General features: G+C 50.9%; 19 protein-coding genes and 4 tRNA genes. 10 read left to right on the top strand and 13 right to left on the bottom strand.

Features of this window, described 5'->3' with window-relative positions; translation table 11 throughout:
• Positions 1–272: 272 nt before the first annotated feature.
• Positions 273–1244, bottom strand: a complete 972-nt coding sequence (gene cysK, locus JK216_RS01800; protein WP_212708469.1) for a cysteine synthase A — start codon at positions 1242–1244, stop codon at positions 273–275.
• Between the two features lie 91 nt (positions 1245–1335).
• Complete coding sequence (gene cysZ, locus JK216_RS01805; protein WP_212711158.1) at positions 1336–2127, bottom strand: sulfate transporter CysZ; 792 nt, start codon at positions 2125–2127, stop codon at positions 1336–1338.
• Between the two features lie 214 nt (positions 2128–2341).
• On the opposite strand from cysZ, the gene zipA reads away from it, so the two are divergent.
• Genes zipA through JK216_RS01820 form a run of 3 tightly spaced genes read left to right on the top strand, consistent with a single transcriptional unit; the run spans position 2342 to position 5655 of the window.
• Positions 2342–3355 carry a cell division protein ZipA gene (zipA, locus tag JK216_RS01810; RefSeq protein ID WP_212711159.1) on the top strand — a complete coding sequence of 338 codons (1014 nt, stop codon included), beginning with the start codon at positions 2342–2344 and terminating at the stop codon, positions 3353–3355.
• Positions 3356–3415: 60 nt separating this feature from the next.
• Positions 3416–5434 (top strand): NAD-dependent DNA ligase LigA, encoded by a 2019-nt coding sequence (gene ligA, locus JK216_RS01815; protein ID WP_212711160.1) that lies wholly within the window; start codon positions 3416–3418, stop codon positions 5432–5434.
• A 2-nt stretch (positions 5435–5436) separates the two neighbouring features.
• Entirely contained in the window at positions 5437–5655 is a 219-nt protein-coding gene (locus tag JK216_RS01820; protein ID WP_212708513.1) for a DUF3820 family protein, read from the top strand.
• A 35-nt stretch (positions 5656–5690) separates the two neighbouring features.
• Here JK216_RS01820 and JK216_RS01825 read toward each other — a convergent pair whose 3' ends face one another.
• The 4 genes from JK216_RS01825 to JK216_RS01840 all read right to left on the bottom strand — a co-directional run bounded on the left by JK216_RS01825 (position 5691) and on the right by JK216_RS01840 (position 11183).
• A complete protein-coding gene (locus JK216_RS01825) occupies positions 5691–7238 on the bottom strand; it encodes an efflux transporter outer membrane subunit (protein WP_212711161.1) in 1548 nt (515 codons plus the stop codon).
• Positions 7235–8809, bottom strand: coding sequence for a DHA2 family efflux MFS transporter permease subunit (locus JK216_RS01830; protein WP_212711228.1), 1575 nt, complete (start codon positions 8807–8809; stop codon positions 7235–7237). The genes JK216_RS01825 and JK216_RS01830 overlap by 4 nt, the downstream gene beginning before the upstream one ends.
• A 5-nt stretch (positions 8810–8814) precedes the next feature.
• Positions 8815–9954, bottom strand: coding sequence for an HlyD family secretion protein (locus JK216_RS01835; RefSeq protein ID WP_212711162.1), 1140 nt, complete (start codon positions 9952–9954; stop codon positions 8815–8817).
• 218 nt (positions 9955–10172) lie between these two features.
• Complete coding sequence (locus JK216_RS01840; RefSeq protein ID WP_212708475.1) at positions 10173–11183, bottom strand: bile acid:sodium symporter family protein; 1011 nt, start codon at positions 11181–11183, stop codon at positions 10173–10175.
• 91 nt (positions 11184–11274) lie between these two features.
• On the opposite strand from JK216_RS01840, the gene JK216_RS01845 reads away from it, so the two are divergent.
• Positions 11275–12192 (top strand): LysR family transcriptional regulator, encoded by a 918-nt coding sequence (locus tag JK216_RS01845; RefSeq protein ID WP_212708476.1) that lies wholly within the window; start codon positions 11275–11277, stop codon positions 12190–12192.
• A 79-nt stretch (positions 12193–12271) separates the two neighbouring features.
• Here the strand turns inward: JK216_RS01845 and JK216_RS01850 are convergent.
• The 3 genes from JK216_RS01850 to JK216_RS01860 all read right to left on the bottom strand — a co-directional run bounded on the left by JK216_RS01850 (position 12272) and on the right by JK216_RS01860 (position 12603).
• Positions 12272–12347: transfer RNA gene (locus JK216_RS01850), tRNA-Val, on the bottom strand.
• Positions 12348–12448: 101 nt separating this feature from the next.
• Positions 12449–12524 (bottom strand) — tRNA-Lys (locus tag JK216_RS01855).
• A gap of 3 nt (positions 12525–12527) precedes the next feature.
• Positions 12528–12603, bottom strand: a tRNA-Val gene (locus JK216_RS01860).
• Between the two features lie 270 nt (positions 12604–12873).
• Between JK216_RS01860 and gltX the strand changes: the two genes are divergently transcribed.
• A complete protein-coding gene (gene gltX, locus JK216_RS01865) occupies positions 12874–14289 on the top strand; it encodes a glutamate--tRNA ligase (RefSeq protein WP_212708477.1) in 1416 nt (471 codons plus the stop codon).
• Positions 14290–14329: 40 nt separating this feature from the next.
• On the opposite strand, the gene JK216_RS01870 is transcribed toward gltX, so the two are convergent.
• Positions 14330–14686, bottom strand: a complete 357-nt coding sequence (locus JK216_RS01870; protein WP_212708478.1) for a YfeC-like transcriptional regulator — start codon at positions 14684–14686, stop codon at positions 14330–14332.
• Between the two features lie 279 nt (positions 14687–14965).
• On the opposite strand from JK216_RS01870, the gene JK216_RS01875 reads away from it, so the two are divergent.
• The 3 genes from JK216_RS01875 (at position 14966) to JK216_RS01885 (ending at position 17729) form a co-directional block, all read left to right on the top strand.
• A tRNA-Ala gene (locus JK216_RS01875) sits at positions 14966–15041 on the top strand.
• 207 nt (positions 15042–15248) lie between these two features.
• Positions 15249–16376, top strand: coding sequence for an AI-2E family transporter (locus tag JK216_RS01880; protein ID WP_212708479.1), 1128 nt, complete (start codon positions 15249–15251; stop codon positions 16374–16376).
• A 306-nt stretch (positions 16377–16682) separates the two neighbouring features.
• The gene (locus tag JK216_RS01885) at positions 16683–17729 is read left to right on the top strand and encodes a glycosyltransferase family 9 protein (RefSeq protein WP_212711163.1); all 1047 of its coding nucleotides are present in this window, start codon (positions 16683–16685) and stop codon (positions 17727–17729) included.
• A gap of 58 nt (positions 17730–17787) precedes the next feature.
• Here the strand turns inward: JK216_RS01885 and JK216_RS01890 are convergent, their stop codons facing one another.
• On the bottom strand, positions 17788–18978 hold the full coding sequence (locus JK216_RS01890; RefSeq protein ID WP_212708481.1) for a NupC/NupG family nucleoside CNT transporter: 1191 nt from the start codon (positions 18976–18978) through the stop codon (positions 17788–17790).
• Positions 18979–19366: 388 nt separating this feature from the next.
• Here JK216_RS01890 and JK216_RS01895 point away from each other — a divergent pair, with 388 nt between their 5' ends.
• The gene (locus JK216_RS01895) at positions 19367–20605 is read left to right on the top strand and encodes an Nramp family divalent metal transporter (protein WP_212711164.1); all 1239 of its coding nucleotides are present in this window, start codon (positions 19367–19369) and stop codon (positions 20603–20605) included.
• 294 nt (positions 20606–20899) lie between these two features.
• Entirely contained in the window at positions 20900–21862 is a 963-nt protein-coding gene (gene glk / locus JK216_RS01900; protein ID WP_212710541.1) for a glucokinase, read from the top strand.
• Between the two features lie 47 nt (positions 21863–21909).
• Here the strand turns inward: glk and JK216_RS01905 are convergent, their stop codons facing one another.
• On the bottom strand, positions 21910–22641 hold the full coding sequence (locus JK216_RS01905) for a LytTR family DNA-binding domain-containing protein (RefSeq protein ID WP_212708484.1): 732 nt from the start codon (positions 22639–22641) through the stop codon (positions 21910–21912).
• The gene (locus tag JK216_RS01910; protein ID WP_212710540.1) at positions 22638–24362 is read right to left on the bottom strand and encodes a sensor histidine kinase; all 1725 of its coding nucleotides are present in this window, start codon (positions 24360–24362) and stop codon (positions 22638–22640) included. Before JK216_RS01910 ends, JK216_RS01905 begins: the two co-directional genes overlap by 4 nt.
• Positions 24363–24682: the final 320 nt, after the last annotated feature.

Raw genomic sequence — 24682 nt, forward strand, 5'->3', positions numbered from 1 at the left:
GGGTTTATCAGGATAACCGGACTGATGCCGTCAGCCTGCGGGCCATTATGCCGCCGTTTTTAATTATGCCCTATCAGTAATTGTGCTGGTTTTGATCCGCTTCTAACAATGACTAATTATTTTAGGCTTCTAAATAAATAGTAGCGTGATAGCAGAACCGCCGGCAGTAAATCAATCTGATGTAGGGTAAAAGTGAGATCCAGAGCACAAAAAAAGCACCGCAAGGGTGCTTTAGTCGTTATCTGAACTGAGGGTTCGCTCGGAACTCAATGTTACTGATTCAGTTCTTTTTCCGTAAACAGGTCAGCAAAAAGTGCGGTACTCAGATAGCGTTCGCCGGAAGAAGGCAGAATAACAACGATAGTTTTATCCGCAAATTCAGGTTCTTGCTGTAGCTGAACCGCCGCAGCGACAGCCGCACCGGAAGAAATCCCCGCAAGAATACCTTCCGATTCCATTAACTGGCGGGCAGTTAAGATAGCATCTTCGTTAGTAATCGTTGCCACACGGTCAACCAGCGACAGGTCGAGATTTTCCGGAATAAAGCCGGCACCGATACCCTGAATTTTATGCGGACCTGGTTTGATTTCTTCACCGGCCAGCGCCTGGGTAATGACCGGAGAGTCAGTCGGCTCGACAGCCACACTGACCAGCGATTTTTTGCCTTTGGTATTTTTCAGGTAACGGCTGACGCCTGTCAGGGTGCCGCCGGTGCCAACACCAGCAATAAAGACATCCACCTCACCATCCGTATCCTCCCAGATTTCCGGGCCGGTAGTCTGCTCATGGATTTCCGGGTTTGCCGGGTTACTGAACTGTTGCAGCAGGACATATTTTGCCGGATTGGTCGCGACAATTTCTTCTGCTTTGGCGATTGCACCTTTCATTCCCTGGGCGCCATTGGTCAGCACCAGGTTGGCACCCAGTGCTTTAAGAAGTTTGCGTCTCTCCACTGACATTGTTTCCGGCATCGTCAGTGTCAGCTTATAGCCACGGGCTGCTGCAACATAGGCCAGCGCAATACCGGTATTACCACTGGTCGGCTCAACCAGTTCGACGCCGGGTTTCAGGATACCGCGTTTCTCCGCATCCCAAATCATGTTGGCACCGATACGACATTTTACGCTAAAGCTTGGATTACGCGATTCAACCTTCGCCAGAATACGCCCGTTACCAATACGGTTAAGTCTGACCAGTGGGGTATGGCCAATGGTTAACGAATTATCTTCGTAAATCTTACTCATAGCTTGTCCTTAACTATTTGAAATGTGGAGAACACAATGAGAATACGCTTTCTGTCGGGACAGTGAAGTAAAGAAATAGTATATCGTTATGTCAGGGGGCAATAACGCCCGGCGGGTTGTGTGCTTTTCGGGAAGCGTGACTGCCACGATACTGGTCAACCCACATTGCGGTTGCACCGCAGACTGCCACCGGCATGATCACCAGGTTAACCAGTGGTATCAGGGTGAACAGGCTGACGAGGGCCCCGAATTGCAGGTGAGCCGTTCTGTCGGCGGCCAGTGTCCGGCGCATATCACTAAAAGGGACCCGGTGGTTATCAAACGGATAGTCACAGTACTGTATGGCCATCATCCAGGCACCAAACATGAACCATAACACAGGGGCCAGGGTCTGGCCGATCAGCGGAATAAAATGCACCAATAGCAGAATAAGTGCCCGTGGCAGATAATATCTGAGTTTTTGCCATTCACGCAGCATCACCCGTGGCAAATCTTTAATCAGTCCTGCCCAGCCGCTGTCAGGTATATTCTGGCCCGTAAGCCGGTTTTCCAGCTGTTCGGCGAGTAAGCCGCAAAAAGGTGCCGCAATCCAGTTTGCCAGGGTCGAAAAAAAGTATCCGAAAATCAGCAATAACGACAGGATAGCCAATGGCCAGAGTAAATAATTGAGCCACTGCAGCCAGCCGGGAACATGCCCGAGTAAACGCGGGATCCACTGTTCAAGGCGAAAAAATAACCAGCTAAAGGCTGAGCCGACGAACAGAATATTGACCAGCAGGGGAACTATCACATAGCGACGGATGCCGGGTAAGGTTGCCAGTTGCCAGCCCTGACGAAAATAGCCGATACCATTTATCGTCGTACCGGAATTCCTGTTCTGCATTACATTATTCTCCTTATTACACTCAATGCGCATCATAACCTTGTTCTGTCACCGGACAAGTAAATTTTTGTTTGAAAAAGCAGCAGTTACACGATAGATATCAGATAATTTGTCAGAAAGTACTAAGCAGACTTGCACTTGTCGGGCCTGGCAAATACATTTAAGGGTAAAGGTGCCTTTAGCAAGGCAAGGTATTGGAACAACAGAGAATACAATGATGCAGGATTTGCGTCTGATATTAATCGTTGTTGGTGCGGTTGCCATCGTTGCACTTCTCCTTCATGGTCTTTGGACCAATCGTAAGGAGCGGTCTTCCGTGTTTCGCGACCGCCCACACAAACGTTTAAAACAACGTGACAATGATGAGCTCAGTGTCGAAGAAGAACAAGGTGTTGCTGATTTTCGTGCCAGCCGCGAACATCATGAAGAAGAGCCTGTTTATCCTTCTCAGGATAAACGTTCTGAAAATACGCCTGCACCGGCCCCGGCCGCAAAAACGTCGTTACGCCATCGTCAGGAACCGGTCGCTGATCCGTTAATGGATAGCGCTCCCGGTCACGAGTCTGCGCCTGTCCGGCAGCCGTCTGAAGTATCCCATGACAATGAGATTGCTGATCAACCACTACATCAGCCGCAAGCACCTGTCTCTCAGCCGGTAACGCACAACGTTAGTCCTGAACCGGTGGCAGAGCCGTCACAGCAACCTGTGGCTGCTGAACCGGCAGCGCCTGCAGAGATAACTCCGGCTGAGGAACCCGACGCGGTCCCGGCGGCACCTGAACCCGCCCCTGAAGCAGCGAAACCTGCTGCCAAAGAGGCTGTGCTGGTATTACACGTTGCAGCGCATACCGGGGGCGAGCTAAACGGTGAAACCCTGCTGCAGGCAATTTTACAGGCCGGTTTCCAGTTTGGTGAAATGAACATTTTCCACCGCCATCTGAATCCGTCGGGCAGTGGTCCGGTATTATTCAGCCTGGCCAATATGCTGAAACCCGGTTCTTTTGATCCGGATCTGATGGGCGACTTCACCACTCCCGGTGTCTCTGTATTTATGATGGTGCCTTCGTATGGTGATGCCCATCAGAACTTTAAGCTGATGCTGCAGTCTGCACAGCGGATTGCCGATGATGTCGGTGCGGTTGTACTGGATGACGAACGCCGGATGATGACACCACAAAAACTGGAACTGTATAAATCACGGATCCGGGAAGTTACCGGGCTCAGTTAACCTTATTTACCGGTCATTATAACCCCCGCTTGTCGGGGGTTTTTTATCTTATGGGGTAGTATGAACGACATCCTGCAACAGCTAAATAAGCTACGTACACAGTTACGTCATCACGAGTATCTTTATCATGTGCTGGATGCACCTGAAATCCCTGATGCTGAATACGATAAACTGATGCAGGCGCTGAAAGCGCTCGAAGAACAACATCCGGAATTAGTCACCCGCGATTCACCGACCCAGAGGGTAGGGGCGACACCGGTGTCAGCGTTTGAACAGGTACGTCATGAAGTACCGATGCTGTCACTGGATAATGTGTTTGATGAACAGGGGTTTCTGGCGTTTAACAAACGAATTACTGACCGTTTAAAAGATCAGTCAGGGACAGATTATTGCTGTGAGCTGAAACTTGATGGGCTGGCTGTCAGCCTGTTATACGTCGGGGGGGAACTGGTGCAGGCCGCGACCCGCGGGGACGGGACTACCGGTGAGAATATTACGGAAAACGTCCGTACCATCCGGGCAATTCCACTGCGTTTACGGGGGGAGAATATACCCGCCCGGCTGGAAGTGCGTGGTGAAGTTTTTATCCGTCAGCAGGGGTTTGAACAACTGAATGAGGCAGCCCGCAAAAGCGGCGGTAAAATTTTTGCGAATCCGCGTAATGCGGCGGCAGGTTCATTGCGCCAGCTGGATCCTAAAATTACCGGCAAACGCCCCCTGACTTTTTACTGTTATGGTATCGGTATTGCTGAAGGCGGCAGCCTTGCGGACGGACACTACCAACGCTTGCAGCAGCTAAAACACTGGGGGCTGCCGGTTAATGAACTGGTCCGTGTTTGCCACAACCCGCAGGAGGTACTGGCATTTTATCAGCGTATCGCTGAACTGCGTCCGTCGCTGGGATTTGATATCGACGGCGTAGTGATCAAAGTTAATTCACTGGCATTACAGGAACAACTCGGCTTCGTGGCCAGGGCTCCGCGCTGGGCGACCGCCTTCAAATTTCCTGCTCAGGAGCAAATCACTACCGTGCGTGATGTGGAGTTTCAGGTAGGGCGCACCGGCGCAATTACCCCGGTGGCTCGTCTTGAACCAGTACAGGTTGCCGGGGTTATGGTCAGTAATGCCACCCTGCATAATGCAGATGAGATTGCCCGTCTCGGCATTCGTATTGGTGATACGGTGGTTATCCGCCGTGCCGGGGATGTTATTCCGCAGATCGTTAATGTTGTTTTGGATGAGCGTCCGTCCGACACCCGCGAAATCGTTTTCCCGCAACACTGTCCCGTCTGTGGTTCCGATGTTGAACGTACAGAAGGCGAAGCCGTCACCCGCTGCAGCGGCGGGCTGATCTGCGGAGCACAGCGCAAAGAAGCGCTCAAACATTTCGTATCGCGCAGGGCGCTGGATGTTGACGGAATGGGCGATAAGATTATCGATCAACTGGTAGAAAAGGAATATGTGCATACCCCCGCGGACCTGTTTCGTCTGAGTGCCGGTAAACTGACCGGGCTTGACCGGCTGGGACCAAAATCGGCACAGAATATTATCGATGCGTTGCAGAAAGCGAAACAGACAACCTTACCCCGTTTTCTTTATGCGTTAGGGATCCGCGAAGTCGGAGAAGCTACGGCACGCAGCCTGGCGTCGCACTTTACCGGTTTACCGGCGTTAATGGATGCCCCTTTAGAGGCGCTGACCGAGGTGGCCGATGTGGGCCCGATTGTGGCCAGTCATGTCCGTCATTTTATGGATGAAGAAAGCAACCGCGAAGTGATCCGTCAGCTGGTAGACGATATTGGTATTGAATGGCCGCAGCTGCCGTCACAGCCGCTACCGGCAGCAGATAACCCGTTCGCCGGTAAAACCGTGGTACTGACAGGGTCACTGAGTCAGATGACACGTGATGAAGCAAAAGACCGGCTGACAGCACTGGGCGCCAGGGTCAGCGGCAGTGTATCTAAAAAAACCGATTTTCTGATTGCCGGGGAAGCGGCAGGCTCCAAACTGGAAAAAGCCAATTCGCTGGGAATTACGGTATTAGATGAGCAGCAAATGATTGATTTACTGGGAGGCTGATTCTGGAAAAGCAGGATTTAATCGCACTGGCGAATACCCGAATGCCCTTCGGTAAATACCAGGGCAGGGTGCTGATTGATTTACCTGAGGAATATTTACTGTGGTTTGCCCGCAAAGAAATTTTCCCGCAGGGATATCCCGGTGAGCTCCTGCAACTGGCGCTGACGATAAAAATCGAAGGGTTGCAGGGATTAGTCGACCCGTTGCGTCAGCAGCCCTGACGCACTCTGTTTTACAGCGTGCGCCAGGGGAGAGACTAACCGGCGGTTACGCCTGTGGCCGGCGTATCGCCAAATACGGAATAGCGGGGCAGAGATATTTGCTGCTGGTTCTGCCATCCGCCGCCCAGTGCTTTATATAATGCCACCAGATCTGTCGCAGTCTCTGCCTGAACCTGCACCAGCTGTTGCTGAGTGGCGGATAGCTGGCGCTGGGCATCCAGCACATCAATATAGCTATTTATTCCTTTCGCATAACCTTCTTCAGAGAGTGAAAACGCGTGCTGCAGGGCGTCAGCGGACGCCTGCAGTGATATCAGTTGCTGTTGATCGGCACGGTAACTGACCAGCGCATTCTCTGCATCCTGTAAGGCGGTTAATACTGTCTGACGGTAGCTGAGAGCTGCTTCAGCCTGTTGCGCCCTGGTCAGTCTGACTTCTGATACCAGTTGTCCGCCCCTGAATATCGGCAGTGAGATCCCCGGACCAATACTGTAAAAATGGCTGCTCCAGTTATCGAGGTAGCCGGCATCGGTATTTCTGACACCAAGCTGGCCTGTCAGTGAGACGTCGGGGAACAGTTGCGCGATAGAAACACCAATAGCGGCTGTTCGGGCATGCAGTATTGCTTCTGCCTGACGGATATCAGGACGGCGACGGGCCAGTTCCGCAGGTACCCCGACACCGACGACCGCCGGCAGTGCCGGTAACGGATGCACAGTTTGCAGCTCGTTATCCAGTGCTCCCGGGGCTTGCCCTGATAATACCGCCAGGCCGTTCATTGCCTGGCTGATAAGTGACCGGTAACCGGGTAACTGTGCCTGCAGCGCGGTAACGCGGGCGGTCGCATTCTCAAGATTTGCGGCCGGAGCCAGTCCGTGCTCCAGCTGACTGGCTGTCAGTTGTTGTGTCTGCTGTGCAATATCAATTTGCTGCTCAATCACTTTTACCGTTGCCTGGGCTGCACGTAACTGCAGATAGGTGCGGGCGACTTCGGCTTCCAGAGACACCAGAGCATCGTTATGCTGTTCGGTTGCCGCCTGCTGCTCTGCCTGTGCCATCTCGGTCTGGCGCCGCGCTTTTCCCCACAGGTCAAGTTCCCAGCTGGCATCGAACCCTCCCTGATAAAAACTAACGCTGCCACTGGTTTTATCTAACAGGCTGGTTTGCTGGTCCGTCAGGTTGTCATAGGCATGATGTGATTTCAGTATTCCCTTTAGCCCGGCTTGCTGTCGTGCATAGCTCGCCTGAGCATCCAGGGTCGGGAGCAACGTTCCGCTGGCCTGAGTGACCTGTTCACGGGCTCCTGCAATACGCAGAACCGTTTGTTGCAGGGTCAGGTTTCCGCCGATCGCCCGGCGAATCAGGCTGTTGAGCAGCGGATCGTTAAAGTTTTTCCACCAGTCTGTCGCAGGATCAGCTGATGATGGTCTTGATTGTTGCGAGGAAGACAGCTGCTGCCATTGATCCGGCAGGTGATTGACCGGAGGACTGAAGTCAGGTCCGACACTACAGCCAGCCAGTGACAGGCTGATAAACAGCGTGCTTAGCCGGTAACGGACAGGTTGCATAGTTATTTCCTTCATGAGTGGCCTTCTGCACTGCCTTCACTTTTTACCGGAGCCAGTAACAGACAGAATGGGATCATTACCAGTCCTGCCAGACAGAACCCGGAGAATACATCGACGTAAGCCAGGAAACGTGCCTGGCTGATCATTTGTTGATATAACTGCCCTGCGGCCAGCAAACTGCTATCCCCGGCGATACTGGTAAAGTTTTTTATGGCAAAGGCCATCCGGGTAACGGCCTGATTAAACGGCTGATCGAGGAGGCTCATATGGCCGGAAAGATAGGCTGAGTGCACCTGTTGTCGTTCGGTGATCGCGGCTGTTGAAACGGAGATACCGATTGATCCGGCGATGTTACGGAACATCGTAAACAGTGCTGAGGCATCCCCATTCAGCCGCTGAGGCAGACTGATAAAAGCGATAGTCGTTAAAGGGACAAATAAGAAGCCTAAGCCGACAGACTGGATACTGCGCATAATGACCAGCGAGGTAAAATCGAGACCCGGAGTCAGGGTCAGGGCTGAATAGTAAAACGAGGCGGCCAGACAGATAAATCCGGCTATAATGATATAGCGTGTCTGAACGACAGGCATCAGCCGCAGCACCACAGGGATTGTCAGGATAATACAGATAGCCCCCGGCGTCAGCACCAGCCCCGCCAGGGTGGCGGTATAGCCGAGATCCTGCTGTGCCAGCTGCGGAATCACCACCGAACTGCCATATAAAATAAATGCCATGACTGCCATCAGCAAACCGGCTACCCGGAAGTTACGGTCACGCATCACCAGGATATCAACCACCGGTTTTCGGGCGTATATCAGCCAGTATATTGCCCCGATAATCCCTGTCGCAGCCAGTACCGCGAAGACAATAATAAACGGTGAACTGAACCAGTCTGCATCTTCCCCGCGGTCGAGGAATACCTGTAAACAGCCAAGACCTAACGTAATCAGGCTGATACCAATATAGTCAATACTGAGGGTCCCTTTGGCGGCTTTTCTTTCCCATGGCGGATCTTCCAGTAACTGGTATATGGCGAGGGTTGCGATAATGCCGATAGGAATATTAATAAAGAAAATCCAGCGCCAGCTGTAGTTATCGGTGATCCATCCCCCCAGTGTCGGGCCGATGACTGGCGCGACAATAATGGCAATCGAGGACAAGCCAAAGGCTTTTCCGCGGTCTTTCTTACTGAAATAATCCAGCAAAACCGATTGCTGGACGGGCTGCAGCCCGCCACCGAAAAATCCCTGCAAAATACGGAACAGAATCAGTTGCCAGAGTTCGGTAGCAATACCGCACAGGAATGAACACAGGGTGAACATCACAATACACAGCAGGAAATAATTTTTTCTGCCGAAATACCGGCTGAGGAAGGCGGATATAGGCAGTACAATCCCGTTTGCCACCAGATAAGACGTCAGCACCCAGGTTGATTCGTCGTAGCTGGAAGACAGTGAGCCAGCCACATGGGGCAGAGCCACGTTGACAATGGTGGTATCCAGTACTTCCATAAATACCGCCAGGGTAACGGTCAGGGCAACCATCCACGGGTTAGCGGAGGGTCGCCAGCTGGCGGGGGCACTGATGGCACTCATTGCACTCTCACCTCAGGCTCGGCTGACAATCCCAGAGGTAACGGCCGGTCGGGATCAAGGCCTTTATCAATCACAATTTTCACCGGAACCCGCTGTACTATTTTGACAAAATTACCGGTGGCATTTTCTGCCGGAAACGCAGAGAAGCGCGAACCTGTCCCCATCTGAATACTGTCCACATGGCCTTGTAACTTCAGGTCCGGCCAGGCATCGATACTGATATTGACAGCATCTCCCGGTTTCATATATTGCAGCTGTGATTCTTTAAAGTTAGCAGTGATCCAGATATCCGGAGAGACGAGGGAAAACAAGGCGGTTCCGGCCTGCACCAGACTTCCCTGTTGTATATTTCTGCGGGTCACATAACCGCTGAAGGGGGCCAACAGCCGGGTGTAAGAAAGGTTCAGGGTGGCGGTTTCCAGCCCGGCCTGTGCTTCACTGACCTGCTGCTGGCGTGCCTCGACATTGGTTTCCTGCTGGCGGATCTGTAAGGCGACCTGTGACGCAATCGCGACCTGTGCAGAAGCGTTCTGATATTCCGCCTGTGCTGAACGCCAGCGGGCTGTGGCACTATCAATATTGGTCTGGGTGGTTGCCTTAGGATCGACGCCGTGCTGACGACGATAAGCAGCTTCTGCATTCTGCAATTCAGCGCCGGCACGAGCCCGGGCGGCGAGAGCCTGCTCCCGCTGAGCCGGATACCGGACTCTGGAAAGTGTCAGTTGTGCCTCTGCCTGCTGTAACTGTGCCATAGCCAGCCCTAGCTGCGCACGGGCCTGATCGAGCTGTGCTGTTGCGTCCCGTGGGTCAATTTCGGCCAGCAGCTGACCTTTGCTGACTTTCTGATTATCCCTGACCAGTAAGCGGACAATATAGCCGGAGGTTTTAGGTGCGATGATGACCGCATTACCGTCAGTAAAGGCATCATCAGTGGTTTCTGTACCACGGTTGATCAGCCAGAACACCAGCGCAGTGGCCAGCAGAAGGATGACAATCATTGCCAGAATAATCAGTGGTTTTTTACCGGGACGTTTCCGCTGCTCGGCGGAATCTGTCTGCGTGCTTTCTGCCTGATCAGCCGCAGACCAGGGAGTATCCGCGGACGGACCGGCATTGTCGCCATGAGTTTGTTTCATTTTTTTCCTGCCATTAAAAAGGGGAACAACAATCCTGAACGCCCGGAGTAATTTTTTTATAGGGTGGTGAATAAGGGCTGGCCCAGTGAGGTAATACTCAGAGGATTACGGATATAACTATCAGAAAAATCAGCGGGAATAAATACTTTCCGCGTAACACTCTGCTACGCGGAAAGCCGGATAATGCGTAAATACGCCCCCTCAAAAGGGGCGGTGGATTATTTTCTGGCGGGTGCTGGCTGTAATGGCTGGTCAGTTTCTGCCCGTTGCTGATGGCTTTTCTTATAGCGCTGGGCAATAAATGAGCATGCCATTAATTGCACCTGATGGAACACCATTAATGGCAGTACGATAATCCCTACGGTACTGGCCGGAAATAAAATATTTGCCATCGGAACGCCATTTGCCAGGCTTTTCTTTGAACCACAGAACAGAATTGTGATTTCGTCCGGCCGACTGAAACCAAAGGCACGAGCCGCCACCACGTTGATCACCAATACCACTGACAGCAGCAGTACACTGCCTGCCACAATCCATGCCAGGGTGCTGATGCCAACCTGATGCCAGATGCCGTTAACCACGGCTTCGCTGAAGGCAGAATAGACAACCAGTAAAATGGACGTCTGGTCCGTTTTACCAATCAGACTGCGGTGCTTCTCAACCCAGCCGGCAATCCAGCGGCGTGAGAAGTGGCCCAGCAGGAAAGGCACCAGTAACTGCAGCATGATTTTACCAATTTGCTCCACACCATTGCCTGGCATACCGCTATGGACATTCATCACCAGGTTGACCAGCAGCGGAGAAATAAACACCCCCAGCAGGCTGGATGCGGAAGCACTGCATACGGCTGCCGCTACATTCCCGCCGGCCATTGACGTAAACGCGATGGAAGACTGGACGGTGGCAGGCAGTATGCACAGATAGATAAAGCCGGTATAAATTTCCGGAGCAACATCGACCGGATGCCACCAGACCAGCAGCAGCCCGAGAATCGGAAATATGACGAAGGTACTGAATAAGATCCATAAATGCAGCCGCCAGTGGCTGCTGCCGGCAATAATTTTATCCCGTGACAGCTTGGCGCCATGCATAAAAAACAGTAAGGCGATAGCTGCGGTGGTAAGCCATTCGAAAAAAGGGACGAACCCGCCTTTGGCAGGTAAAAAAGTCGCAAGCAGTACAGTGATAATCAGTTTGATCATCATCGGGTCAAGACGAAAGAAGCCCATCGGTAATTTCCGGTCTGAAATAAAAAACATTGTGCTGTATCAGAGCTTAGAAATAAAATTGATTTATTAAATCAATCTATGAATTAAATAAATGAATTATACCCTCAGACAGTTAAAAGTGTTTGCTACCGTCGCCAGTCAGGGAAGTTTCAGCCTGGCAGGACAGATTATTGGCCTTAGTCAGTCGGCGGTCAGCCACAGCATTAAACAGCTGGAGTCTGAAATAGGCGTGAAACTGCTGGACAGGACAACCCGCGAGGTACTGCTGACCCATGCCGGGCAACGGCTGGCATCACGGTTAACTGTTCAGCTGGAAGAGCTGAACAGTACCTTACTGGAACTACGCCGTTATGGCGGGCAGCGCAGTGGCACCGTGCGGCTGGCAGCGAGTCAGACGATTTCGGCACGGCTGATGCCTTTATGTCTGGCGGAAGCCCGGGAATGTTATCCGGAAATTCGTTTATTGTTGCAGGACAGTGTTCAGCAGTCGGTATTGCAGAGTGTACGTAATGCGACAGTTGATTTTGGCATTGTGATTGATCCCCGTGGCGAAGAGTTTGACTCCCAGCCAGTATTGTCTGATCCCTTTTTACTGCTCTGCCGGGACGACGATCCCCTGAATCAGATCCCTGTTGTCGGATGGCACCACCTGCAGGGACGACGGATGGTATTGCAGGATTATGCGTCAGGCAGCAGAATTTTAGTGGATCGTATTTTTCAGCAACAGCAGATCAGCCCGGAAATTGTGCAGCAGGTCGGACATCCTGTCACGCTGTATCCGATGGTTGAAGCAGGTATTGGCATCAGTATTCTGCCTGGGCTGGCTTTGCCATTACCGGCCGGCAGCCGTTTACGGGTGCGCCGGATTATGCCGGAAGTCTGCCGCACGCTGATGCTGATCCGGCGAAAAAACCGTTCTCTGAGTCCGGCCGCGGAGGCTATCTGGGCACTGGTCTGTGAGCAGGCAGAAAAGTTAAACGGAGAACGGCCGTTATTACCGGACAGCTAATCGCCGGTACAGTGAGGGATAGCGGTTTTTTCTGAAGACGGAAACAAAAAAAGCACCCGAAGGTGCTTTTTTGTCAATCTGGTGGGTGATGACGGGTTCGAACCGCCGACCCCCTCCTTGTAAGGGAGGTGCTCTACCAACTGAGCTAATCACCCAAATTTTTCCGGACACTTTCCCGGCAGGTCAGTGACTGTACGTTAAGCCAGTAATTGTCCTGTAAACGAAAAAAGCAACCGCAGGGGGCTCTTTTCTGAATTGGTGGGTCGTGCAGGATTCGAACCTGCGACCAATTGATTAAAAGTCAACTGCTCTACCAACTGAGCTAACGACCCGAGTGGTGGGTGATGACGGGTTCGAACCGCCGACCCCCTCCTTGTAAGGGAGGTGCTCTACCAACTGAGCTAATCACCCCCGCTGTGTGGAGTCGCATTATAGGGATAGTTGAATATGAGTCAACGATTTTTCTGAGTAAAATGTTTGTTCGTCTTAAAAGTAGCCATCCTGCGGTGCTTTCACACAAAATGTTTATTTTTTTGCCATAAAGTACCGATAAAGGCAGATCACCGGGCTGGCAATGATTGAGGATTCACTGCCAGGTGTTAAAATGAAATCACGGAATCCTGCATTTTTTCTGGTTTCTATCATTTGTGATCGAAAACCCGCGTCCTAAGGCAATGTTTAATGAAGATTAAAACCCGTTTTGCGCCAAGTCCTACCGGCTATCTGCATGTTGGCGGTGCCCGCACTGCTCTGTATTCATGGTTATATGCCCGCCATAATAAAGGCGAATTTGTTCTGCGTATCGAAGATACGGATCTGGAACGTTCCACTCCCGAAGCAATAGAAGCAATTATGGACGGGATGAACTGGCTGGGTCTGGACTGGGATGAAGGTCCTTATTACCAGACCAAACGTTTTGATCGTTACAACCAGGTGATTGACGAAATGCTGGTCGCCGGGACAGCTTATAAATGCTATTGCCCGAAGGAACGACTGGAAGCGTTACGTGAAGAGCAGATGGCTAACGGTGAAAAGCCCCGCTACGATGGCCGCTGCCGCGACAGTCATCAACATCACAGTGATGATGAGCCCTGTGTGGTGCGCTTCCGTAACCCACAGGAAGGCTCGGTGATCTTTGATGATCAAATCCGTGGTCCTATTGAATTCAGCAATCAGGAGCTGGATGATTTGATTATCCGTCGTACCGATGGTTCGCCGACGTATAATTTCTGTGTGGTGATTGATGACTGGGATATGGAAATTACCCATGTGATCCGTGGTGAAGACCATATTAACAACACCCCCCGTCAGATTAATATTCTGAAAGCTATCGGGGCACAGGTGCCTGTTTACGCACACGTTTCAATGATCCTCGGCGATGACGGTAAAAAACTGTCCAAGCGCCACGGTGCTGTCGGGGTAATGCAATACCGTGATGACGGCTATTTACCAGAGGCGTTACTTAACTATCTGGTGCGTATGGGCTGGGCACATGGTGATCAGGAAATTTTCTCTGTTGCAGAAATGACCGAATTTTTCCGCCTGGAAGCGGTCAGCAAGTCTGCCAGTGCATTTAATACTGAGAAGCTGCAGTGGCTGAACCATCATTATATTAATACGCTGCCGCCTGAATATGTTGCCACTCATCTGCAATGGCACATTGAGCAGCAAAATATTAACACCTCAACCGGTCCTCAACTGACTGAACTGGTTAAATTGCTGGGCGAACGCTGTAAGACTCTGAAAGAGATTGCCGAAAGCTGCCGCTATTTCTATGAAGACTTCACTGCGTTTGATGCCGATGCGGCTAAAAAACATCTGCGTCCGGTAGCACGCCAGCCACTGGCCCTGGCCGCGGAAAAACTGGCTGCTATTACTGAGTGGACAGCAGAAAATGTTCATCAGGCTATTCAGGACACGGCTGCTGAACTGGAAGTGGGTATGGGTAAGGTCGGGATGCCGCTACGGGTCGCCGTTACCGGTGCCGGGCAATCCCCGGCGCTGGATGTCACCATTACCGCGATTGGCCAGCAGCGTAGTATTGCGCGTATTCAGCAGGCGCTGGCCTTTATAAGCGAACGCGAAGCGCAGGCGTAACGTCAAAAACCTCCGGAAACCTTCGGGCTTCCGGGGGTTTTTACTCAGCAGACTCAATGCCCAGCTTCTTCAGCATTCCTTTTATCCCTTCCCGTAACAGTAAACGGCTCAGCTGATCTTTTTCGTGATGACTCATCTGATTAATGCTGCCGATTAATAATCCGGCGAGCGGATCTTTATCAGCAAAATAATGGCCGGCCGGTTCTGAAATATGACGGATAGAGCGCAGAAATGCCTCCACGCCATCATCGATATGGATTAGTCTCGCTTTCCCGCCCTGAACACCGGGTTTGGGGAGAGTGGCCCAGCCTTCACGCTTTATCCATTTATTAATTGTCTGGCGGCTGTAACCCGTTTCCAGTGCGAGCTCTTCAGGTGTCATCCATTCCTTTTTCACGGTATATCCCTTTCCTGGTTAATGTGACAATGGCAATTAACTGAGAAAGGTAACGTGAACATGTAAAAAAGAAAAGCGCTTCACTGCGGAGCTATGGGCTGTTTCACTTTTTTGCAGCTGCCTGCTGTTGCTGACTTCTTGTTCCGTCCGGATAAATTAACCACAGACTCTGGCGGCTTTTTCATCAATCAGTCACAAACAGGTAATTTGCCGTTGACAGCTATTGGCCGGTTTCATATTATGCCGTCCGTCAGGCCAGCCCTGACAACTTTTCGGCGCGGGGGTATAGCTCAGCTGGGAGAGCGCTTGCATGGCATGCAAGAGGTCAGCGGTTCGATCCCGCTTATCTCCACCACTCCGGAATTATTTTTTTCTCTTCTGCTTTTTTAGCTAAAACTCCCGTGATATCCCCTGATTGTTTAACTCTTCCTCAGTGTTGTTTGTTCTGTGTTTTCCGTTACCTCGTCCGGTACGACTGGCCCGCGCAAAGTCACTGTATTGTATTATTTTTATTATTTACTACAGTTAACAGCAGGTTATTAACAAATACTGAGATGAATCCATGAAAGTGAAGGGAATTAACACCGGTTTCTTTGTACTGCTGTTGGTACTGAGTACCCTGGCGTTCTTTATGGTCATCAGGCCATATTACTCGGCAATTTTTTGGGCCGTTCTGCTTGCCTTGCTGTTTTATCCGCTGAAAACGCGGATCAGAAAATGGCTCGGTGATAAAAACGGCTTATCAGCACTACTGACCTTACTGATTATCTGCCTGATTGTGTTTATCCCTTGTGTGATAGTGATGACGTCACTGGCGTATGAGGGTAACCAGCTGTATACCAGCCTTCAGCAGAATAATCAGGCATTTTCTTCGTCCGTAACAACCGCAATAAATCATTTGCCGGGATCGGTGCAGACATTCCTGAACCGTTATGACCTGACGAATGTTGATAAACTGCAGCAGAAAATTTCAGCGCTGGCGATGGAGGGCAGTCATACCCTGGCCAACAGTGCCCTGGTGATTGGCCAGGGGACCTTCAGTTTTACAGTAGGCTTTGTCATTATGCTGTACCTGCTGTTTTTCTTCCTCAAAGACGGTGCTTACCTGATTGGCCTGCTGTTAGATGCTCTGCCATTAAGCCGCTATATGAAACATCATCTGCTAAAAAAACTATCAGCCGTTTCAAAAGCAACAGTAAAAGGTACGGTGGTGGTTGCCCTGGTGCAGGGGGCGCTTGGTGGTCTGGCATTCTGGTTTCTCGGGGTGCAGGGCAGTGTACTCTGGGGGGCGCTGATGGCTTTCCTGTCGTTAGTCCCGGCCATCGGCTCGGCGATTATCTGGGCCCCGGTGGCTATTTACTTCCTGGCGGCCGGTCCCCTGTGGAAAGGGATATTTCTGGTGGTATTTTTCGTGGTGGTTATCGGTCTGGTGGATAATATCCTGCGGCCGTTACTGGTGGGTAAAGAGACCCGGATGCCTGATTATCTGGTACTGATTGCCACGCTGGGAGGCATGGAGCTGTTCGGGATTAATGGTTTTGTTATTGGCCCGTTAATTACCGCATTATTTATCGCCTGCTGGAATTTGTTCTCAGGACGCGATAATGCCGCAAATTCAGACCAACTGGATGCCGGATTCATTGCTGAAGGTCAGCAAGAGCAGTCACATTCCGGCCAGAAAGAAGACTGATTCTCCGGTATAACAGCGGATAAAGCCTGTGCCAGTGCACGGGCTTTTTCAATTTACCGGCAAGAATCTGTCTTTCGCCTGCAGCGTGCAACCTCTGGCGGTAATCAATGTCTTATCTGCGTAGTGAGTGAAACCGGTAATACCGGCAGATATTTTTCGGGCAGCGTAAAGCTGTATATAACAATAATAGTCATGGATGTTCACCCTGTGGCGGGCACTTTGCCGGGTAACAGGCTGATTACCCTTGTGACAGAACTCTTGCCTGGCGGTCGTCAGGCTGAATGATGATGGTGTATTAAATATAAAATGAAAATATTAGTTATTCGCAGAGACAATATCGGTGACTTAATCCTCACGACACCGCTGATCTCAGCGTTATCGCGCCATTTTGGCGGAAAAGTGGATGTGCTGGTAAATACGTACAATCAGTCGGTACTGGAGAACAACCCGCATATCGGTACGGTTCACTTGTACAGTAAATTGCATCACCGTCAGCATGGGCAGTCTGCCCTGGGGGTGATTTTACACCGGATAAAGACCTCCCTCAGTATCCGTCGTACCCGTTATGATGTGGCGATTGTCGCCAAAGAGCACTGGGATAAGCGTCCGCTGCAATGGGCAAAGTTATCCGGGGCTAAACGTATTATTGCTATCGGTGATAATACTCCGGCGATGGTGACAGACCCGGTAACGGTACCTGCGGGCCAGCAGCATATTGTCGAGTTACTCTCGGCGCTGGCTGCTCCTCTGGGGGTCTCTCAGCCTCCGCGCGGTCTGGAGCTTTATCCGCGTGATAGTGAGATTGCAGCCCTGCGCCAGCGTTTGCATCCCGGTGATGAACTGCCGGTGTACGGTATTCAGATCAGCGCGCGTAAACTCAGCCAGCGCTGGCCGGCAGAAAAATTTATCGACTTTATGCATAATATTGCCACCCGCCACCCTTGTCGTTTCCTGCTGTTCTGGTCGCCCGGTTCTGCGGATAATAAAGCCCACCCGGGAGATGATGAAAAAGCTCAGCAAATACAGCAAGCCTGCGGTGATATTGCCCTGACTGCAGTACATACTTCCGGATTACGTGAACTGATTGCCGGTATGTCATTATGTCAGCAAATTCTGACCAGTGATGGCGGGGCACTGCATGTGGCCGCCGGGGTTAATGTCCCGACGGTTGCCATGTTCGGTGACAGTGATGCCTGGTTCTGGGGCCCCTGGGGAGTGCCGGCTGAGGTCATCGAAGCACCGAATCGCGATGTTTCACAGTTGTCAGCAGAGCTGGTCGCTCAACGGTTTATGGCCTTACGCCAGCAGGTATTGTCGTCTCAGGAAGCCGCACCGGACAGTGCAGTTGCCTGACGGGGCAAAAAAACGGGACCCTCAGGGTCCCGTTAGGTGACTGCGTTATATGGCAGATTTACCAGGCCAGAATCAGGCCGGCAATTGAGGCAGACAGAATACTGACCAGGGTTGAACCATACAGTAACTTCAGACCGAAACGGGAAACTACATTTCCCTGATGCTCATTCAGGCCTTTAATAGCACCGGCAACGATGCCAATCGAAGAGAAATTAGCAAAAGAGACCAGGAATACGGACAGGATCCCTTCGGAACGCGGCGTCAGTTGCCCGACCATTTGTTTCAATTCCATCATGGCAACAAATTCGTTAGACACCAGTTTAGTGGCCATCACACTACCGACTTTCAATGCTTCATCGGCAGGTACGCCCATCAGCCAGGCAAAAGGGTAGAACAGATAGCCCAGTACCCCCTGGAAACTGATACCGAAAATAGTATTAAACAGTGCATTAACCGCCGAAATCAGGGCGATAAAACCGATCAGCATGGCTGCGACGATAATAGCCACCCGGAATCCGGCCAGAATATATTCCCCCAGCATTTCGAAGAAACTTTGCCCTTCATGAGTGTTTTGTAACTGCAAGTCCTCTTCATTTTCCACGTCATAAGGGTTAATCAGCGATAGCACGACGAAGGTACTGAACATATTCAGTATCAGTGCCGCGACCACATATTGCGGCTTCAGCATTGTCATATAAGCGCCGACAATTGACATGGAAACCGTTGACATCGCAGTGGCGGCCATTGTGTACATACGGTTACGTGACATCTTGCCGAGAATGTCTTTATAGGCAATAAAGTTTTCAGACTGCCCAAGGATCAGCGAGCTGACGGCATTAAACGATTCCAGTTTGCCCATCCCGTTGATTTTTGACAGTACAGTACCAATCACCCGAATCACCAGTGGCAGGATGCGGAAGTGTTGCAAAATACCAATCAACGCTGAGATAAACACAATCGGGCACAGCACATTAAGAAAGAAGAAAGCCAGCCCTTTATCGTTCATTCCGCCGAAGACAAAATTGGTCCCTTCCGCAGCGTATTTCAACAGGGTATCGAAGAAAGCAGCGAAGCCTCTGACCACCCCGAGGCCTGACTCAGAATGGAGGAAGAACCAGGCCAGCAGCACTTCGATCACCAGTAACTGAACAATGAAGCGTACACGAATTTTTTTCCTGTCTTTACTCACCAACAGGGCAAGTAAGGCGACCACCACCAGTGCCAGAATAAAATGGAAAATTTGGGACATACGGACTCCAATTTTGAGGAGAGTTATATTTTGCAATGTATTCTATGAAACGTGACATATAAAAACGAGAGCAAAAACCCATTATAAGTAAGAGATATCACTAATTTTCTGAAAACTGTTGCAAAGACCTCGTTTCCGGAACGTGGCGGATATTTTTTGTCCTGACAGATGTTAACCATATTTTTTAAGCAGATTACCTGCCGGTTAATAGTATGGTTGCCGGTAAAAGAGATTGCTCAAATTTTGTTAATCAGGTAACGTTATTTTCTTTTTATAGCCTTTGCTATACTTTTTAGCATAGTCTATTGAATCGATAATTATTACCGATTTAACGGCCATCCGGCTGGCGGGTAAAGTAAACCAACAGATCCTATTACGGGGAAGGCAGATGTCAGAAGGTCAGACCGCCGAAAGCAATAAAAAGCAGAGAAAAGTGAAGCTCGCGCTGATGGGCCCTGCATTCATTGCGGCGATCGGCTATATCGACCCGGGCAACTTTGCGACCAATATTCAGGCCGGTGCCAGCTATGGTTATCAGTTGCTGTGGGTTGTGGTCTGGGCAAATGTAATGGCAATGCTGATCCAGCTCCTCTCTGCAAAACTGGGGATTGCGACCGGCAAAAATCTCGCCGAGCATATCCGCGATCGTTTTCCGCGTCCAGCCGTGTGGTTTTACTGGGTGCAGGCAGAACTGATTGCGATGGCAACGGATCTGGCCGAGTTCATTGGCGCGGCTCTCGGGTTCAAATTACTGTTCGGCATCACTTTACTGCAGGGCGCGCTGATCACCGGGGTAGCGACATTCCTGATCCTGATGCTGCAAAGCCGCGGGCAGAAGCCGCTGGAATGGGTCATTGGTGGTATGTTGCTGTTCGTCGCCGTGGCCTATGTGGCAGAAATGTTTTTTTCTCAGCCGGATCCCGCCGGACTGCTCAGGGGAATGGTAGTACCGGCATTACCGGACGGGAATGCGCTCTATCTGGCAGCAGGAGTCTTGGGGGCCACAATTATGCCCCATGTTATTTATCTGCACTCGGCCCTGACGCAGCGTGATGAAGGCGGGACCATGCACCAGCGTTATTCATCAACCAAGCTGGATGTAGCTGTGGCGATGACTATTGCCGGGTTTGTCAATCTGGCAATGATGGCGACCGCCGCGGCGGTGTTCCATTTCAACGGCCACACAGGCATTACCGAACTGGATGAGGCTTATCTGACCCTGAAACCGTTACTGGGTAATGCCGCGGCCCTGGTGTTTGGTCTGAGTCTGGTGACGGCAGGATTATCGTCTACCGTGGTCGGAACACTGGCCGGGCAGGTCGTCATGCAGGGCTTTATCCATTTTACCATCCCGTTATGGGTCCGCCGCGTAGTCACTATGTTGCCATCATTTATTGTGATCATTGCCGGTATGGATCCGACCCGGGTGCTGGTTCTGAGCCAGGTATTTCTCAGTTTCGGTATTGCCCTGGCACTGATCCCGTTACTGGCATTTACCGGTAACCGTCAGCTGATGGGCCCCCTGACAAACAGTAAGAAAATCCATCTCTGCGGTATTGTGATTGTGGTACTGGTAATAGTACTTAATCTGGTCGTACTGAGCGGAGAACTACCGGGGTTGTTATAGCTTGCTGTTATTACTGAATTTTTATTCCATGATATCATGCCTGCCGCCAGGCAGGCAAAACCGTGGTATAGTATTTTTTTTGCCGGTATTGCCCTTATTTTCCGGAATCAAGGTTTGTCCGCTCCGGCGACGTATATTCAGCCTGTTACCTATGTGCATTGGCGATGCAGCAAGGTATGGTAGATTACTGTGAAAATAATCAAGTGATTGCATCGGGTTATCTGATGTATATAAGATTTGAAGAAGGCGATACAGTCTTCATCATTAATTACCCCCAAGCGGAGTAGCATAAGAATGACAAACTATGCCCTGGTCGGCGATGTTGGCGGAACAAATGCCCGTCTGGCGTTGTGTGACGTGACTAACGGCAGCATCTCGCAGGCCAAAACATTCTCTACCGATGAATACCAGAGCCTGGAAGATGTTATCCGTCACTATCTGGCAGAACAGGAAGCAGTAACCTGTGCCTGTATTGCTATCGCCTGTCCGGTTAAAGATGACTGGATTGAAATGACCAACCACAGCTGGGCATTTTCGATCAGCGAAATGAAGCAGAACCTTGGTCTGGAACATTTGGAAGTGATTAACGACTTCACCGCCGTATCGATGGCGATCCCGATGCTGGGTGAGGACGATGTTATTCAGTTCGGTGGCGATAAACCAGTGAAAGACAAGCCTATTGCTATCTATGGTGCCGGTACCGGGCTGGGTGTCAGCCATCTGGTGCATGTTAATAAACGCTGGGTCAGTTTACCGGGTGAAGGCGGACACGTTGACTTCTCCTGCGGGACCGAAGAAGAAGATATGATCATGGGTGTACTGCGTGCCGAACGCGGACGTGTTTCGGCAGAGCGTGTGCTCTCGGGCAAAGGGCTGGTCAATATCTACCGGGCAATTGTCATTTCGGATAACCGGGAACCGGAAAAACTACAGCCCCAGGATGTCACTGAACGTGCTCTTTCCGGCAGCTGTACCGACTGTCGCCGTGCATTATCACTGTTTTGTGTGATTATGGGGCGTTTTGGCGGTAACCTGGCCCTGACACTGGGCACTTTCGGCGGGGTTTATATTGCCGGCGGGATCGTTCCGCGTTTCCTGGAATTTTTTAAAGCATCCGGTTTCCGTGCTGCGTTTGAAGATAAGGGCCGTTTCCGCTCTTACGTACAGGATATTCCGGTGTACCTGATCACTCATGATCAGCCGGGTCTGCTGGGTGCGGGTGCGCATATGCGCCAGACTCTGGGCGTGGTGCTCTGATACTGCCTGATACTCCTGACCGGTACTGTCGGCAGGAGTATCATCTGCTACAAATTCATTAGCTGGCGGAATTCTTTTACTTTACTGCGGCTGACCGGTACCTGAAATTCAAGTTCGCGCAGTTTAATAATATAGGTATTATTAAACCACGGTTCGATCTCACTGATTTGGCTGAGGTTGACGCAAAATGACCGGTGGCAGCGGAAAAACTGATTTTCAGGCAATTTCTGATAAAACTCACTGATACTCATCGACATAATAAACTGCTCGCGCCGCGTGCAGACAATCGTCAGTTTCTCATGGGCTTCTGCGTAGCAGATATCATTAACATCCGTTACGATGATCCGGTCATCTTTGATCAGATTAATGGTCTGTTGCAGTCCATGATGATTCGGTGTGCTGGCGGACGGCCGCGGCAGCTGTTGCCACGATGTCAGCCTGCGTAACATACTGATAATACGTGATTCCTGATAAGGCTTGAGGATATAGTCAAACGCCTCCAGTTCAAAGGCTTCCACGGCATGATCTTTCCACGCAGTAATAAATACGATCAGCGGTTTTACCGCAAACAGGCTGATATTTTTGGCCAGCAGCATGCCGTCCAGTGACGGAATATTAATATCCAGAAAGATCACATCTGTCTGATGCTGCTGAAGATATTTCAGTACTTCCAGCCCATCGCTGAAACAGGCATCAATGGTAATGTTACTGTGCTGTTGTATCATCCAGCGGAGTTCCTGCTGTGCCAGAAACTCGTCTTCGACAATAATGGCCTTCACGTCATATCCTCCGGACTGAATTGTCGTGTATCTGCTTTACTGGCAGAGGACGGTGAGTGTTTACGGACCGTAAAACTGATCTCGGTGCCGGGAGAAAGGCGGCGGATGTGCAGGCCCTCGCCGTACAGTAGCCGGACCCGGTGGTGGACATTCAGCAGACCAATTTTGTTGCCGGGCATCTCATTTTCATCCACCCGGCGAATAACATCTTCGCTGATGCCTTCGCCCGTATCGCGTACCGTAATAATTACCGTATCATCATCGTTACCTGCCCTGACACTGATGGTGACGACACCTTTCCCCTGTGAGCGCTGGATCCCATGCACAATGGCATTCTCGACTAATGGCTGTATCAGCAGGCTGGGGATCTTACAGGCGATATCCTCATCGATATCATAAATAACACTAAGCCGGTCGCCAAAACGTGCCTGTTCGATAGCAATATAATCCATGACCTGGTACAGCTCTTTACGGATATCAATCACTTCATCATCCTTAAGTTCGAGGTTATAACGCAGATAGCGGGACAGATTGATCACCAGCTGGCGGGCAGTATCAGGATTCATGCGGATAGATGACGAAATAGCATTCAATGCATTAAACAGAAAATGGGGATTAATTTTACTCTGCAGGGCACGAAGTTCGGCCTTATTTGCCATTTCACGTAATTGTTCGGCCCGCGACACCTCCAGCTGAGTAGAGATAATTTGTGACAGACCAACGGCCATCTCTTTCAGCGAACCGGTAATACGGTGTGCCCGCCGGTAATAGATTTTTAAGGTGCCTGCAACCTGACCTTTTTCCCGCAGCGGAATGACCAGAATCGAATGAATATCGCCGGTCCGGTAAGCTTCATCGTTATTACGGATAATAATATTGCCGCTGTTAATCGCCAGCAGGGTGGTCGGACTGAGGCTGACATTACCGGTCTGAAAATATTCTTCGCCGTAGCCAACATAGGCCAGAATTTCCTGGCGGTTGGTCAGCGCCACGGCATCCGCGTTAATATCATGGCGAATAATTTCACATACCTGACGCAGTGACTGGCTGTTGATATGACGGAACAGGGGCAGGGTCTTGTTAGCAATATCCAGCGCCAGTTTTGCCTGACGTGCCGCACGGGCTTCCCGTTCACCCTCCACACTTTGTACCAGCAGTACAATCAGGCCAATACTGGAAGAGCCGAGGATCATGGGCAGAGCAATTTCACTGACGATCTCTGTGCCGAGGCTGGCAGGACGTGCCAGCAGAACAATAAGTAGCATCGTCAGAATTTCACACAACATACCGCCGAGGATCCCGGCCCACCAGCGTCCGGACTTATCGATGTACCGGTAAATCAGCCCTGACACAATACCGGACAATACTGTGGTTATCAGGCATGGCACCGCAGTGACACCCTGCATATCTGTCAGAAAACGGTGTAATCCGGCAATGATTCCGGTGGCAATACCGACCCAGGGGCCAAACAGAATCCCTCCTGACATGACCGCGATAATACGCACATTGAGCAGGGAACCGTCGACATTGAGGCCAGACCAGGTGCTGAATACGGCAAACAGGGAAAATATCAGAGTGACCGCCAGTTTTTCGGTCAGCGTATAATCATCTTTTTGGAGCAGTTCACGGAAAGGGGCGGCACGGGTCAGGAAAAACAGACAAATCAGCATTAATGCTGCACGGTCAAAAACCGCCAGTAGCTTATCAAGGTGTAAGAACATTGCGGCGGCCTCGGGGGAGCAGAGCAACAAGATATGGACCTATAATAAGAAAAATCCCTGCCCGGCACCAGCGCTTCACCGGCAACCCGCAGTCTGTTCCTGCCGTCACCTCGCGCACAATCGGTGACGATTTTCCGTGGCCGGTTACTGACGCGGTGACTGGCCAGAAAGTGCTAACGCAGCCCGCAACAGTTCCGCGGGCTGCCACGAGCCTTGCGGGAGAAATTCTGGAAAATATATAATATACAGTGACTTATAGATTAACCCTGCTGTGGTATGAAACAGCTGGTAACCGGATTACATCAAAGGTTATATTTTTG

Origin of the sequence: Tatumella sp. JGM94 (assembly GCF_018257595.1) — a bacterium.
Lineage (GTDB): Bacteria > Pseudomonadota > Gammaproteobacteria > Enterobacterales > Enterobacteriaceae > Tatumella > Tatumella punctata.

Excerpts from the sequence above, each read along its gene's own strand:
- JK216_RS01880 (WP_212708479.1), top strand. The coding sequence starts at position 15,249 with ATGAAAGTGAAGGGAATTAACACCGGTTTCTTTGTACTGCTGTTGGTA.
- zipA (WP_212711159.1), top strand. The coding sequence starts at position 2,342 with ATGATGCAGGATTTGCGTCTGATATTAATCGTTGTTGGTGCGGTTGCC.
- JK216_RS01825 (WP_212711161.1), bottom strand. The coding sequence starts at position 7,238 with ATGAAGGAAATAACTATGCAACCTGTCCGTTACCGGCTAAGCACGCTG.
- cysK (WP_212708469.1), bottom strand. The coding sequence starts at position 1,244 with ATGAGTAAGATTTACGAAGATAATTCGTTAACCATTGGCCATACCCCA.
- gltX (WP_212708477.1), top strand. The coding sequence starts at position 12,874 with ATGAAGATTAAAACCCGTTTTGCGCCAAGTCCTACCGGCTATCTGCAT.
- JK216_RS01845 (WP_212708476.1), top strand. The coding sequence starts at position 11,275 with ATGAATTATACCCTCAGACAGTTAAAAGTGTTTGCTACCGTCGCCAGT.
- JK216_RS01895 (WP_212711164.1), top strand. The coding sequence starts at position 19,367 with ATGTCAGAAGGTCAGACCGCCGAAAGCAATAAAAAGCAGAGAAAAGTG.
- JK216_RS01890 (WP_212708481.1), bottom strand. The coding sequence starts at position 18,978 with ATGTCCCAAATTTTCCATTTTATTCTGGCACTGGTGGTGGTCGCCTTA.
- JK216_RS01840 (WP_212708475.1), bottom strand. The coding sequence starts at position 11,183 with ATGGGCTTCTTTCGTCTTGACCCGATGATGATCAAACTGATTATCACT.
- ligA (WP_212711160.1), top strand. The coding sequence starts at position 3,416 with ATGAACGACATCCTGCAACAGCTAAATAAGCTACGTACACAGTTACGT.
- cysZ (WP_212711158.1), bottom strand. The coding sequence starts at position 2,127 with ATGCAGAACAGGAATTCCGGTACGACGATAAATGGTATCGGCTATTTT.
- JK216_RS01835 (WP_212711162.1), bottom strand. The coding sequence starts at position 9,954 with ATGAAACAAACTCATGGCGACAATGCCGGTCCGTCCGCGGATACTCCC.
- glk (WP_212710541.1), top strand. The coding sequence starts at position 20,900 with ATGACAAACTATGCCCTGGTCGGCGATGTTGGCGGAACAAATGCCCGT.
- JK216_RS01910 (WP_212710540.1), bottom strand. The coding sequence starts at position 24,362 with ATGTTCTTACACCTTGATAAGCTACTGGCGGTTTTTGACCGTGCAGCA.
- JK216_RS01885 (WP_212711163.1), top strand. The coding sequence starts at position 16,683 with ATGAAAATATTAGTTATTCGCAGAGACAATATCGGTGACTTAATCCTC.